Genomic DNA, 12916 nt, shown 5'->3' with positions numbered 1-12916 from the left:
ACAGTCGAAGGTGGGAGTGGGCTTGCTCACGAAGAGGCCGGTACATTCAACATCGAATTCGCCTGACCTGACGCCTTCGCGAGCAAGCCCGCTCCCACATTCAACCGCGTTCCGTCAGTTGAAATACAGTCGAAGGTGGGAGTGGGCTTGCTCACGAAGAGGTCGGTGCATTCAACATCGAATTCGCCTGACCCGACGCCTTCGCTAGCAAGCCCGCTCCCACATTCAACCGCGTTCCGTCAGTTGAAATACAGTCGAAGGTGGGAGTGGGCTTGCTCACGAAGAGGTCGGTACATTCAACATCGAACGCGACTGACCTGACGCCTTCGCGAGCAAGCCCGCTCCCACAGGTGATTCGGACTAACCAGAATTCATACCCAAATGGCATCCCACAAGGGGTAATCACCGAGTTTTTCCACCAGACCTGCTCGTAATGGATTGGCAACGACATACCGCGCCAGCTTTACCAGGTCCTCTTCCTTTCGCAGGGCATGGTCATGAAAGCTCTGCTGCCAGAGGCTGCCTTCTCGGCCAGTTGCCTTGTTGATTGATCGAGTGCTCAGAGATTTTGCTTCGCACATCAGTTGGCCGAGCGTTCCTTTCTGCAGTTGGATCAACCAGTGAAAGTGGTCCGGCATCACCACCCAGGCCAATGTTTCAGCAAAGCCCTCCCTCTGTGCCTGTTTGAACTGATGGACCACCAATCTCCCTAGTCTGTAATCCCTGAAAATCGGTACCCTTTCCAGAGTATTGGCGGTTAAAAGATAGATGCCATTTTCTTTGCAATAGCGGCCGCTTCTGAGTCGATGAGATGAAAAACGTTCTGGCATTCCTTTGCCCTCTCCATGATTGGATTCAAGGAAGGCTAGATCAACGCGCAAAGAGTGAAGCCATGATTATTGGCGGGATGTGTCCGGTTACCGAATCACAGGTGGGAGTGGGCTTGCTCAGGCGATTCGGACTAACCACTTTCCAGCGAAAATTCATTCATCATCGACGGGATCAATCAACTGTTCATAAACGGTGATTGGACGCCACTGAAAGTTAGCCATAACCTGCGCGGTCCCAACCCCTGCAACAGTGGTTTTCCTAACTGCGAGGCTGTCATGTCAGAGCGCGTCTTGATCGATGGTTACAACCGCCGCGTCGACTATCTGCGCATGTCGGTGACTGACCGCTGCGACTTCCGATGCGTCTATTGCATGGCCGAAGACATGCAGTTTCTGCCGCGGCAAAAAATCCTGACCCTGGAAGAAATTTTTCAATTGGCGCAGGGCTTCGTCGCTCTCGGGACGCGCAAGATTCGCCTGACCGGTGGCGAGCCGTTGATTCGTCCGGGCGTTGTCAGGTTGTGTGAGCAGATTGCCGCCCTGCCCGGCCTGCGCGAACTGTGCATGACCACCAACGGCTCGCAGCTTGGCAAACTCGCCGCGCCTTTGTTCGATGCCGGGGTCAAACGCCTGAACATCAGCCTCGACAGCCTCGATCCACAGCGTTTCCAGCAGATGACCCGCACCGGCGATCTGGCGCAGGTGATCGACGGCATCGATGCGGCGCGCAAGGCCGGTTTTACCCGCACTAAACTCAATGTCGTGGTGATGCAGGGGCGCAATGATCAGGAGATCAACGACCTGGTGAGTTTTGCGATTGACCGTCAGCTCGACGTCTCTTTCATCGAAGAGATGCCGCTGGGAATCATTAGCGAACACAGCCGCGCCGAGTCGTTTTTCTCAAGTGCGCAGGTGCGGGAAAAGATCGCTGAACGCTACACCTTGATCGACTCGACGGAATCGACTCAAGGCCCGTCGCGCTACTGGCGGCTGGCCGAGGCGCCGCAGATTCGCCTTGGGTTTATCTCGCCCCACAGCCACAATTTCTGCGGAACCTGCAACCGGGTGCGGCTGACCGTCGAAGGGCGCCTGCTACTGTGTCTGGGTAACGAGCACTCAGTGGACCTGAAAGCGGTGCTGCGCGCTCATCCGGGGCAACCGCAGCGGCTGGAGAAAGCCATCGTCGAGGCGATGAAACTCAAGCCGTACCGGCACAATTTCGAAGTGAACGACGATGTTCAGGTCGTGCGGTTCATGAACATGACGGGCGGCTAGGCTGCCCCTTCCAAGGGTTATCGGAACCGTACAGCATGATCATCAGACCCAAGGTCAGCCAGTTCGCCATTCTCTTTACCCTCAAGGGTTCAATCGCCAAACGCATTGCCATGCGCACCTTGATGGTCACCCTGCTCGCCTCGGCCATCGTGCTGGTGGAAATCCTTCATCCGAGCAGCTTCACCAAGGTCAACGCCACGCCGTTTACCCTGCTGGGTTTGTCCCTGTCGATCTTCATGAGTTTTCGCAACAACGCCTGCTATGACCGCTGGTACGAAGCGCGTAAAGCGTGGGGTGAAGTGATCGTGCACATTCGTTCGGTGATTCGTGAAACCCATGTGATTCGCGAATCGGCTGAGCGCAAACCGTTGCTGCTGAATTTGTGCGGGTTTGCCCATGCGCTGAACGCGCGGCTGCGCCGGGAAGACGAAGCCGCGGCCAGCAGTCAGTGGATCATGCCGAAATACGATGCGCAGGTGCCGGACTACAGCGGGAGGATTCTGCAACAGGTCGGCCAGCAATGTTCCGATCTGCAGCAGACGGGCGAGTTGAGCGAATGGCGCTACATGCTGCTGGCCGATCACCTGACCGGCCTGACCCAGGCACAAGCGACCTGCGAGCGGATCAAGAACACCCCACTGCCCTTCCCTTACACCCTGCTGCTGCACCGCACGATCTATCTGTTCTGCATTCTGCTGCCGTTCGCCATGGCCGAACCGCTGGGGTGGCTGACACCGCTGTTCACGGCGATTGTCAGCTACACGTTTTTTGGTCTGGATGCGATTGCCGACGAACTGGAAGACCCCTTCGGCCGCGATGAAAACGACCTGCCAACAGACGCGCTGGTACGCAGCATCGAACGCGACATCCAAGCCGAACTCGGCGCCGAAGTACCGCCGGCGCTGAAGCCTGTGGACTATGTCCTGAGCTGAGACTCAAATCCACAAACCCCGCCCCCCCTGTGGGAGCGGGCTTGCTCGCGAAGGAGCCTGGTCAGCCAACACCCTTTTTCGGTTGATCGACCGAAGCCGAGCCGAGTGTTCAAGATAATTCACATTGATCGTTTACACGCCCACGATTTCCCCCTTACTATCCGGGCACACCGGAGGCGGTATCGAGCCCGCCTCCGACGTTTTCCGCCAACGGAAACATGCGTTATGAGCACGTCACCACAACAACCAGAATCGTTGAACGTCTCCGCTGTGCGCGCTCTCTGCAACAGGGGCCGCGCATGAATCGCATCGTCAATCTCCCCATGGCCCTGCGCCGTTCCAAGCTGCGTCACTCCGCACGCCCGCCGGATATCGCCCTGCCCGTCTGATCGCGCCCGTTAAAAAAGCCGCGACAGTCTCCCCCTTCCTGATATCCCTGCCAGGACACCCACGCCTCTTTTGCGCGTCGTGTCCGGCCCGAATCTGCGCGCCTGTGCGGCGCCATCGTGAGTGATTGATTATGAAATTCGCAGCCATTGAAGACGCACGCCTGTTCCTTGAGCAAAACCCCGATATCGACATGATCGAGTTGTTCATCCTCGACGCCAACGGTGTGCCACGGGGCAAGTTGTTGCATCGCGAAGAACTGCTCGCCGTGTATGAAAGCGGTCGTCCGCTGCCGAGCACCATCCTGGGTTTGACTGTGCAAGGTGAAGACGTCGAGAACTCCGGGCTGGTTTGGGACGTTGGCGATATCGACTGCCGCGCCTACCCGTTGCCAGGCAGTCTGGTACGCCTGCCATGGCGCAAGATTCCCACCGCTGCGGTGCAGGTCAGCATGCACCCGACAGAGGGCATGCCCGCCAGCATCGCCGACCCGCGCCATTTGCTGATCAAGATCATTGACGCTTTGAAAGCCGAGGGATATCACCCGGTAATGGCCTGCGAACTGGAGTTCTATCTGCTCGACGCCAAACGCGACCACCACGGGCGTCCGCAACCGGCACTGGACGCCGACGGTGGCCGACCGCGACACACGCAGGTCTACGGTTTGCGTGAACTGGAACAGATCGAGCCGTTCCTCGCCGACCTCTACAGCGCCTGCAAACTCCACGGTATTCCGGCACGCACGGCGATTTCCGAATACGCCCCGGGTCAGGTCGAAATTACCCTCGAACACGGTGATGCGCTGGAAGCGATGGATCAGGCGGTACGCTACAAACGGCTGGTCAAAGCCGTGGCGCACAAGCACGGGATGCAGGCGACGTTCATGGCCAAGCCGTTCGATGATCTGGCCGGCACCGGTATGCACATGCATGTCAGTCTGGCCGATGGCGCGGGCCACAATCTGTTCGCCTGCGCAGACCCGGCCGGCACCCCGCTGCTGCGCACAGCGATTGGCGGCATGCTTGCCTCGCTGCTCGATTCGCTGCTGCTGTTCTGCCCGAACGCCAACTCGTATCGGCGCTTCCAGGCCAACAGTTACGCGCCACTGGCGCCAACGTGGGGCGTCGACAACCGCACCGTCAGCCTGCGCGTACCGGGCGGCCCGGCCAACACACGGCATATCGAACACCGCATCTGCGGTGCCGATGCCAACCCTTATCTGGCGGCAGCGGCGATTCTTGCGGGCATCCATCGCGGCATTCGTGAAGACCTCGACCCGGGGGCGCCGGTCGAGGGCAATGGTTATGCGCAGGCGAAGGAATTGTTGCCGACCGATTGGCTGACCTCGCTGCAGGCGCTGGAAAATTCGGTGTGGGCGCGGGATGCGTTGGGGCAGGAATTTCTCGGGGTGTATCTGGCGGTGAAGCGTGCCGAGTATCGGCAGTTCATGGCTGAAGTGGGTGAGCAGGATTGGCGTTGGTATCTGACCGAGGCCTGATGACTTGCTCGAACACTCCCCCCTGTGGGAGCGGGCTTGCTCGCGAATGCGGCGTGTCAGTCAATAGAGATGTTGAATGTGACGGCGCCTTCGCGAGCAAGCCCGCTCCCACAAAGGGCCCGCGTGCCGAATTCGAAACTTGTGTGGACACTGACATGACTGAACGCTGCAACTCTTATTACACCGCCACCCTCAACCAGGACACCGACTACCCGACCCTGCAAGGCCGTCACAGTGTCGACGTGGTGATCATCGGTGGCGGTTTCACCGGCGTCGCCACTGCCGTTGAGCTCGCCGAAAAAGGCCTGAAGGTCGCCATCGTCGAAAGCCATAAAATCGGCTGGGGCGCCACCGGGCGCAATGGCGGCCAGGTCACCGGCAGCCTCTCCGGCGACGGTGCGATGCGCAAACAGATGCGCCCGAAACTCGGGGAGAGCGTTGATGATTTCATCTGGCACCTGCGCTGGCGCGGGCATGAAATCATCCAGCAACGCGTGGAAAAATACGCCATCCAGTGCGACCTCAAACACGGTCACTTGCACGCGGCGTACAAGCCCAGCCACATGACCGGTCTGCGCAACGATTACGAAGAAGCCATGCGCCGTGGATTGGCCGATGAGGTCAGCCTGCTCGACCGCAGCCAGGTGCGCGATCTGCTGCAAAGCGAGCTCTACCACGGCGCCATCAAGAATACGCGCAACATGCACTTGCACCCGCTCAACCTGTGCATCGGTGAAGCACGGGCGGCGGAAAGTCTCGGTGCGCTGATCTTTGAAAACAGTGAAGTGCTGGAGATCATTCACGGCGCCAAGCCCGGTGTGCGCACGGCTCACGGCCAGATCGACGCCAATCAGGTGATGCTCGCCGGCGACGTCTATCACAAACTCGAACCGGGCCAGCTCAAGGGCAAGATTTTCCCGGCGATGGGCGGCATCGTCACCACCGCACCGTTAGGCGATCTGGCTAAACAGATCAACCCTCAAGACCTGGCGGTGTACGACTGCCGCTTCGTTCTCGACTACTACCGGCTCACCGCCGATGGGCGTTTGCTGTTCGGCGGCGGCGCCAACTACAGTGGCAAGGATTCGCGGGACATCGCCGCCGAACTGCGCCCCTGCATCGAGCAAACCTTCCCGGCGCTCAAAGGCGTGCAGATCGACTACCAGTGGAGTTGCGCGATGGGCATCGTCATCAACCGCATCCCGCAACTGGGCAAACTCTCGGACAACGTCTGGTATTGCCAGGGCTACTCCGGGCACGGCATCGCCACGACGCACATCATGGGCGAAATCATGAGCCGGGCGATCACCGGGCAGATGGCGCAGTTCGACACCTTTGCCGCATGCCAGCACATTCGTGTGCCAATGGGTGATTGGCTCGGCAACCCGTTGCTGGCGGCGGGGATGTGGTACTACCAGATGCTCGAAAAGTTGCGTTGAACCCTGTGCTGATCCAGCTGACCCTTTCGCGAGCAAGCCCGCTCCCACAGGTGGATTGCATTCCAGTGTGGGAGCGGGCTTGCTCGCGAAGAGGCCCTTGAGTCCAGCACAAAACCTCAATCGGGCAATTGCTCCACCACAATCCCCAACCGTCGATAATCCTCGACACTCCCCGACGCCACATGCTGCTCGGTAATCAACGTATGCAGGCGCGTGCACGGCGCGACCACAAACGGTTCAACGGCCCCGAGCTTATCTGCCGACGTCACTGCTATCACCCGCGCCGCGCCGTCGAGCATCGCCTGCTTCACCGGCACTTCATCAAAATGCAGCGAGGTGATCCCCACCTCCGGATGGATGGCGCAGACCCCGGTAATCGCCAGATCCGCCCTGATCCCCGCCAGCAAACGTAGCGCCTCATGCCCGCCCGCAGCCATGGTTCGCGGGTTCAACTGGCCGCCGGCGAGAATCACCTTCACACCTTTGAATTCCGACAAGGCAATCGCCGTCATCGGTGAAGCGGTCACCGCGGTGATGCTGATATCGGCACGCAGCGACCGCGCGACCTGCAGCGTGGTCGAACCGGAATCGAACAGCACAATCTGCCCATCCTCGATTTGCTGCGCCGCCCGTTGCGCCAGGCGAATCTTCACCTCGTCGGTTTCGTCCAGGCGGGTGAAGTAGTCCTTGCCCGAGTCTTTCGGTCTCGGCAATGCACCGCCATGCACGCGCTGCACCAGCCCTGCATTGTCCAGTTCAGCCAGATCACGGCGGATGGTGTCCTCGGACACCGCAAAGTGCTGGCTCAACTCGGACGCCATGACCTTGCCGTCACGTTCGAGGAGCAAAAGGATTTTCTGCCGGCGCAGGGATGGCAGTTCAGCCGCGGAATGATCGTGCATGGTGATGCCTGTTTATGCTTGTAGTTGCAGGTTTGGCGAGACTAGCGAAAGCCTCGCCCAAACACAAACCGGCGGGTATCAATTGTTTCGATCATTGGAATCAACACGGCGAATTTTTTCCTGACTTTGAACCTGTTCAGAATGGCCGCACTTCCAAAAGACTCAGGATGAAGACCCATGAATCTCAATTTTGCCTTCGCGTGCATGATCGTCGTGTCGTTTGCCGTGGCGCTCGGGCACGCCTGATCAGTCAGGCCGACACCACCCGCGCCGTGCGCACAAACAGCGCATGGGCCTTGTCCCAGAAATTTCCGCCGAGCACGAAGAAACTGCCGATGAACATCAGGTCGCCGAGCAGTTGCATCTGCCACAGATTGGGGCGCAAGCCGGGCCAGAAGTTATCGAAATACGGTTCGAGAAACGCCGTCAGCAGCGGCAACCAGAACATCACCACGCCGACCCGGTGCCGCATCGGCCCGACCTCTTCGGCCGGTGTCGGAATGATCCCCGACACGTAGCTGCCGATCTTGCGCTTGAGTTCGGCAAACCCGGCTTTGCCCATCACCGCAATCACCAGCAGCAACAGCACCTTGTTGCTGATGAACAGCACCCCGGTCAGCGCCGCGACTTTCGAGCCGGGCACATCGAGGCTCGCCGCCAGCGGCACCATCAGCCACGAGCCAAGCATCACGCAGATGATCGCCACACCAGCCTTGAAGCGCCAGTTGGCAGCGGTGGCCGGTACAACCGGATCCTGTGAAGTGTCCATGGCAACGTACCTTTTGATCGAGGGTGCGGGTCGCGAAGGATCGCTTGAAAAGCGTAGCAGCAGATTCGCCCGAACACGCGGCCAACCGCCGTCTATGCTCCAGTGATCCTTGCGACCATGGACACGCGCAATGCCTCCGACAACAGCCACGCTGGCGCAGCCCGGTCATCTGTTGTTGCTCATCGCCCTCAGCCTGAGCGGCTGCGTAAAACTGGGCCCTGATTTCCAGCCGCCGGGCGAAACCTGGAGCCGGCAATGGAGCAGCACCGCGCTTGAGCGGGCCAGCCAGCGGGCAGACCAGCCGAACCTGCGCCAGTGGTGGCAAGTGTTCGCCGATCCGGTGCTCGACCGCTTGATCGCCGAGGCGGATGCGCGCAACAGCAGCCTGAAAATCGCCGGTCTGCGAGTCCTCGAAGCCCGCGCACAATTGGGCATCGCCGAAAGTGGCCGCTACCCGCAACTGCAGCAGCTGGGCGCCGACAGCCTGTACGTCGACCGTCATCAGTCTGGCGGCACCAATCCGCAGGATCACCAGTTCTGGCAACACAGCGCGGCGTTCGATGTCGGTTGGGAACTGGATTTCTGGGGGCGCTTCAGCCGGGCCATCGAATCGTCCGATGCCAGTTACTTCGCTGCCCAGGCCAACTACGAAGACGCTTCGGTGCTGCTGCGTGCACAGGTCGCTGACACCTATTTCCTGTTGCGGACCACCGAAGCACGCCTGCGCGTCGCCCGGGAAAACGCCAATCAGCAGCAACGCAATTTCGAGATCACCGAAAAACTCTTCAACAGCGGGCAGACCGCCGAACTCGACCTGCAACAGGCGAAAACCCAGTACCTCGGCACGCTGAGCAGCCTCCCGGCGTTCGAAGATCAGCTCCTGCGCACGCGCAACGCGTTGGCCGTGCTGGTGGGGCAGCCGCCGGGCGGCGCTGCGCTGCTGGCCGAACAGACAGGGCTGATTCCGCTGATAGATCGAGCGGTATTGCAGGATATTCCGGCCAACCTGTTGCTGCGGCGCCCGGATGTGCGTGCGGCGGAACTGAACGTCGCGGCGCAGTCGGCGCTGGTCGGTGTCGCCGAAACCGACCTGTACCCGTCGCTGACCTTGCTCGGCAGTATCGTCTGGTCCACCGATTCCCTCAGTGCAACGCCGCGCAGCCTTGATCTGATCGGCGGCCCGAGCCTGCGCTGGAACCTCTTCGATTACGGGCGCATCCGCAACAACGTGCGTGTGCAGGACGCACGCCTGCAGCAACTGATCGAAGCCTATCGCGACAAAGTGCGCCAGGCTGCACGCGAGGCTGACGACGCTGCCAGCGGCCTGAGCAAGGCGCTGGAGCGCGAACGTATTCTGCGCGAGGCCGAAGGCGCGGCGCGGCGCTCACTGGTGCTCGCCAATACGCTGTACCGCGAAGGCTATACGGATTTTCAGCGAGTGCTCGACGCCCAGCGCGCCCTGCTGGAGTTGCAGGATAACTATCTGGTCAGCCGCAGCGATGCAGTGAGCAATCTGATTGCCTTGTACAAAGCCCTCGGTGGCGGCTGGCAAAACAGCGCGCCGCCGATTGACGAGCCCACCCGGCAACAGATGCAGCAACGCACCGACTGGGGCGATCTGCTCAGCGCGCCACCCGCCCGACCGGCGTATCCCCTTCCACCGCAGGTAAGCCGCCATGACTGACGCCGCGCCTCCAACACCCGCTCCCGCAGCGGTTCAACCTGACCCGGCAAAAAAAGGCCTCCGCTGGGTGCTGCTGTTGATCGTGCTCAGCCTGGCCTGGTATCTGCTGGCCGACCGCTACACGCCCTATACCCAACAGGCGCGGGTCGGTGCATTTGTGATTCCGGTGGCGGCGGAAGTCGCGGGCCGGGTGATCAAAGTCAACGTGCGCAACAATCAGGACGTCAGGGCGGGCGACATCCTTTTCGAACTCGATCCACAGCCGTTGCAAATCGCCGTGGATCGGGCGAAAGCCGATCTGGAGTCGACCCGCCGTCAGGTCGGCGCGAGCACCGCCGGCATCGCTTCGGCGCAAGCCTCGCTGCGCGCCGCCCAGGCCAACGAGTTGAAGGCGCGCCAGGACAACCAGCGTCTTGAAGGCCTGTACAAACAGGACCCGGGCACGGTTTCCGTGCGCCTGCTGGAAGTCTCTCGGGCCAACCGCGAACAAGCGCTCGCCCAGGTCGCCGCCGCCCGCGCCGAAGTGCAACGGGCACAGGAACAGGAAGGCGGCAGCACGGACACCAACGCCCTGCTGCGCAGCGCTGCCTCTGCGCTGGCCAAGGCGGAACTGGATCTGGCCAATACACGCATCGGCGCCCGTTCCGCCGGTTTGATCACCGACCTGCGCACAGACGTCGGCCAGTTCACCGCCGCCGGCAGCCCGGTCATGACCCTGATCGCTATTCACGATGTCTGGATCAGCGCCGACCTGACCGAAAACAACCTGGGCCGCGTGCAACCCGGCACCCCGGTGGCAATCGTCCTTGACGCGCTGCCCGGCGAAGTGCTCGACGGCCGTGTGCGCAGCGTCGGTTATGGCGTGAGCGTCGGCCAGACGCCCGCGCCCGGGACCCTGCCGAGCATCCAGAACAGCCGCGACTGGCTGCGCCCGGCACAACGCTTTCCGGTGATTATCGAGTTCACAGACGAGGCAAAAAAGCGCTTGTTCGACAGCCGCGCAATCCGTGCCGGAGGACAGGCGGAAGTCATGGCGTTTCCCACCGACGGTAACCTGCTCAATCCGTTGGGCCGGCTGTTTGTCAGGCTGATGAGCTGGCTGTCGTATGCCTACTGAACGCAGCGTGCCGGCGCAACGGGCGTTGCGCCTGGCGTTCGGCACGGCGCTGTGCACCGCCGCCAGTTATGGTTTCGCCTTGCCGCTGCCGTTCATCTCGCCAGTGCTTGCCGTGTTGCTGCTCGCCAGCCTGCCCGGTCCCCTTCCCCTCAAAGGCGCATTGGCGCTGGCACTGGTGGCCGCGCTCACCACCAGCATCGGCCTGCTGCTGGTGCCGTTGCTGCGTTACTACCCGGTGAGCGGCGTGCTGCTGATCGGCCTCGGCCTGTTTCTGGTGTTCCGCTTCGGCCTGCGTGGCGGCAACCCCTTGATCATGATGTTTCTGGTGATCGGCATGACCATGATCTCCGCCGCCGGTTTCGCTGAATTCGATCTGGCGATGGCGGTGATCGGCGCGTTGGTCAAAGGCCTGTTGCTGGCCGTCGCAGTGCTCGGCCTCAGTCACGCGCTGTTCCCGGAACGTCGCGACAGCCCTGCCGCCCCCAAACCACCGGCCTTGCCTGCCAATGAAATCCCGCGAGTCGCCCTGCGCGCCACACTGATCGTGCTGCCGACGTTTCTGCTGGCCCTGAGCGACCTGGCGAGCTACCTGCCGATCATCCTCAAAGCCGTCAGCCTCGGCCAGCAAACCTCCACCACCCAGACCCACCACGCCAGCCGCGAACTGCTCGGCTCGACGCTACTGGCCGGCGTGCTGGCGGTGCTGCTCTGGTGCGGCTTGAGCCTGTTCGTGCACTTGTGGATGTTCTTTCTGTGGACGCTGCTGTTCGGCCTGTGGCTGGCGCGCAAACTCTATCGCCTGAGCCCGACGCAATTGAGCCCCGGGTTCTGGCTCAACACCTTCATCACCCTGATCATCCTGCTCGGGCAGTCGGTGCAGGACAGCGCCGCGGGCAAGGACGTGTACACCGCGTTTGCGGTACGGATGGGGTTGTTCATTCTGGTGACGCTTTATGGCGTGCTGATGATGCATGTGCTGGTCGCGCGCAGAACCGGCGTCAAGGCATGATCAGCCTTGTTCCCGCACCCGCCGCACCTGCACCAGCAACGCCGGGGCGAAATGCAACAGCACCATCCGGCTCAGATGGTGAGTCAAAATGAACACCACATTCAGCCCGCCGCCAAAAGCCACGATGGCAATCGTCTCAATCGCTCCCGGCATATAGGCCAGCCACAGCGACAGCGGATCACTGCCCAACCAGCGCGCCGCCACTTCGGCGAAGGCTGCTGCGACCACGATCATCAAACCGACCGAAGCCAACGCCGTGCGGCCATGGCGTGCCAGCTCCGCCAGGCCCAGCCCCTGAAACCTTGAACCGATGCGCACGCCGAGAATCAGCGCCGCCAGGTTCAGGCTCCAATCGGGCATGTGGAAGCCGTGCAGCCATCCCGACTTCACGAACACAGCAGTGATGATGATCGCCGTGAGCATGAACGGTGCCGGAACGCCGATCACCAGCAACAAGCGCCCGAGCAGCACGCTCAACGCGATAACCGAAAACGCGGTCAGCGCCATGCCTGTCGTCAGCGGATCACTGTCGGCAACCGCCACCGTTGCTGCCTGGCCGGGAATCAGGAAACTCACCAGCACCGTGATCAACAGCAGCCGCATCAGGTGCACGATGATGACCTTGCTCGACGCTTTCTCCGATTCGAGCAAATCGAACACTGCCGCCAGTGCGCCGGGATAAACCGCCAGCAGCGCATCGGTGCGATTCCAGCCCGCACCGCGTGTCAGCCACCATGCCGAGAGCGCGATCTGCACTGTCAGACAGATCAGCAACACGCCGAGGCTCGGCAGCATCGTCGAGGCTGTCGCGCTGTCCCACGCTTCGAACATCAGCCCGGTGGCGATGCCCAGCGTCACCTGGATGTAGCCCAGACCATAAGGGGTTGCCGGCGCGATCCCGATATTACTGGCGAACAATGCGGTGACGACAATCGAGCCCAACAGCAAACCGTGGGGCACGCCCTGGTACTGCAACAATGCGCCGAAAGCGGTCGCAATCAACAAACATAGAATGGATTTCATGGTCGCCTTCCTGGCTACTGAACTGACCCAACGTCAGCGAAAAATCACCGG

At 61.2% G+C, this 12916-nt stretch carries 11 protein-coding genes; 7 read left to right on the top strand and 4 right to left on the bottom strand.

The window, feature by feature from the left end; all coding sequences use genetic code 11:
• Nucleotides 1-371: 371 nt before the first annotated feature.
• Nucleotides 372-830: an REP-associated tyrosine transposase gene (locus AACY19_RS10250; protein ID WP_339450131.1), complete on the bottom strand. Its 459-nt coding sequence runs from the start codon at nucleotides 828-830 to the stop codon at nucleotides 372-374.
• 276 nt (nucleotides 831-1106) lie between these two features.
• On the opposite strand from AACY19_RS10250, the gene moaA reads away from it, so the two are divergent.
• The 4 genes from moaA (at nucleotide 1107) to AACY19_RS10230 (ending at nucleotide 6361) form a co-directional block, all read left to right on the top strand.
• Nucleotides 1107-2105, top strand: coding sequence for a GTP 3',8-cyclase MoaA (gene moaA / locus AACY19_RS10245; RefSeq protein WP_339450130.1), 999 nt, complete (start codon nucleotides 1107-1109; stop codon nucleotides 2103-2105).
• 35 nt (nucleotides 2106-2140) lie between these two features.
• Complete coding sequence (locus tag AACY19_RS10240) at nucleotides 2141-3037, top strand: bestrophin family protein (protein WP_339450129.1); 897 nt, start codon at nucleotides 2141-2143, stop codon at nucleotides 3035-3037.
• 520 nt (nucleotides 3038-3557) lie between these two features.
• Nucleotides 3558-4922 carry a glutamine synthetase family protein gene (locus AACY19_RS10235; RefSeq protein WP_339450128.1) on the top strand — a complete coding sequence of 455 codons (1365 nt, stop codon included), beginning with the start codon at nucleotides 3558-3560 and terminating at the stop codon, nucleotides 4920-4922.
• A 155-nt stretch (nucleotides 4923-5077) separates the two neighbouring features.
• Nucleotides 5078-6361, top strand: a complete 1284-nt coding sequence (locus AACY19_RS10230; protein WP_339450127.1) for an NAD(P)/FAD-dependent oxidoreductase — start codon at nucleotides 5078-5080, stop codon at nucleotides 6359-6361.
• Nucleotides 6362-6477: 116 nt separating this feature from the next.
• On the opposite strand, the gene AACY19_RS10225 is transcribed toward AACY19_RS10230, so the two are convergent.
• Nucleotides 6478-7263: a DeoR/GlpR family DNA-binding transcription regulator gene (locus tag AACY19_RS10225; protein WP_339450126.1), complete on the bottom strand. Its 786-nt coding sequence runs from the start codon at nucleotides 7261-7263 to the stop codon at nucleotides 6478-6480.
• A 250-nt stretch (nucleotides 7264-7513) separates the two neighbouring features.
• Nucleotides 7514-8032: a transporter suffix domain-containing protein gene (locus AACY19_RS10220; RefSeq protein WP_339450125.1), complete on the bottom strand. Its 519-nt coding sequence runs from the start codon at nucleotides 8030-8032 to the stop codon at nucleotides 7514-7516.
• Nucleotides 8033-8162: 130 nt separating this feature from the next.
• Here AACY19_RS10220 and AACY19_RS10215 point away from each other — a divergent pair, with 130 nt between their 5' ends.
• The 3 genes from AACY19_RS10215 to AACY19_RS10205 are packed head-to-tail and all read left to right on the top strand — an operon-like array spanning nucleotide 8163 to nucleotide 11842.
• Nucleotides 8163-9716, top strand: a complete 1554-nt coding sequence (locus AACY19_RS10215) for a TolC family protein (RefSeq protein ID WP_339450124.1) — start codon at nucleotides 8163-8165, stop codon at nucleotides 9714-9716.
• Nucleotides 9709-10833, top strand: a complete 1125-nt coding sequence (locus AACY19_RS10210) for an HlyD family secretion protein (protein ID WP_339450123.1) — start codon at nucleotides 9709-9711, stop codon at nucleotides 10831-10833. The genes AACY19_RS10215 and AACY19_RS10210 overlap by 8 nt, the downstream gene beginning before the upstream one ends.
• Nucleotides 10823-11842, top strand: a complete 1020-nt coding sequence (locus AACY19_RS10205) for a DUF2955 domain-containing protein (RefSeq protein ID WP_339450122.1) — start codon at nucleotides 10823-10825, stop codon at nucleotides 11840-11842. The genes AACY19_RS10210 and AACY19_RS10205 overlap by 11 nt, the downstream gene beginning before the upstream one ends.
• Here AACY19_RS10205 and AACY19_RS10200 read toward each other — a convergent pair whose 3' ends face one another.
• Nucleotides 11843-12865: an AbrB family transcriptional regulator gene (locus AACY19_RS10200; protein ID WP_339450121.1), complete on the bottom strand. Its 1023-nt coding sequence runs from the start codon at nucleotides 12863-12865 to the stop codon at nucleotides 11843-11845. It lies immediately after the preceding gene.
• Nucleotides 12866-12916 lie beyond the last annotated feature (51 nt).

The sequence above is a fragment of the Pseudomonas sp. EA_5y_Pfl2_R50 genome (assembly GCF_963970475.1).
In the GTDB taxonomy this organism is placed as follows: Bacteria; Pseudomonadota; Gammaproteobacteria; order Pseudomonadales; family Pseudomonadaceae; genus Aquipseudomonas.
This window is presented reverse-complemented; position numbering and strand designations above follow the sequence as displayed.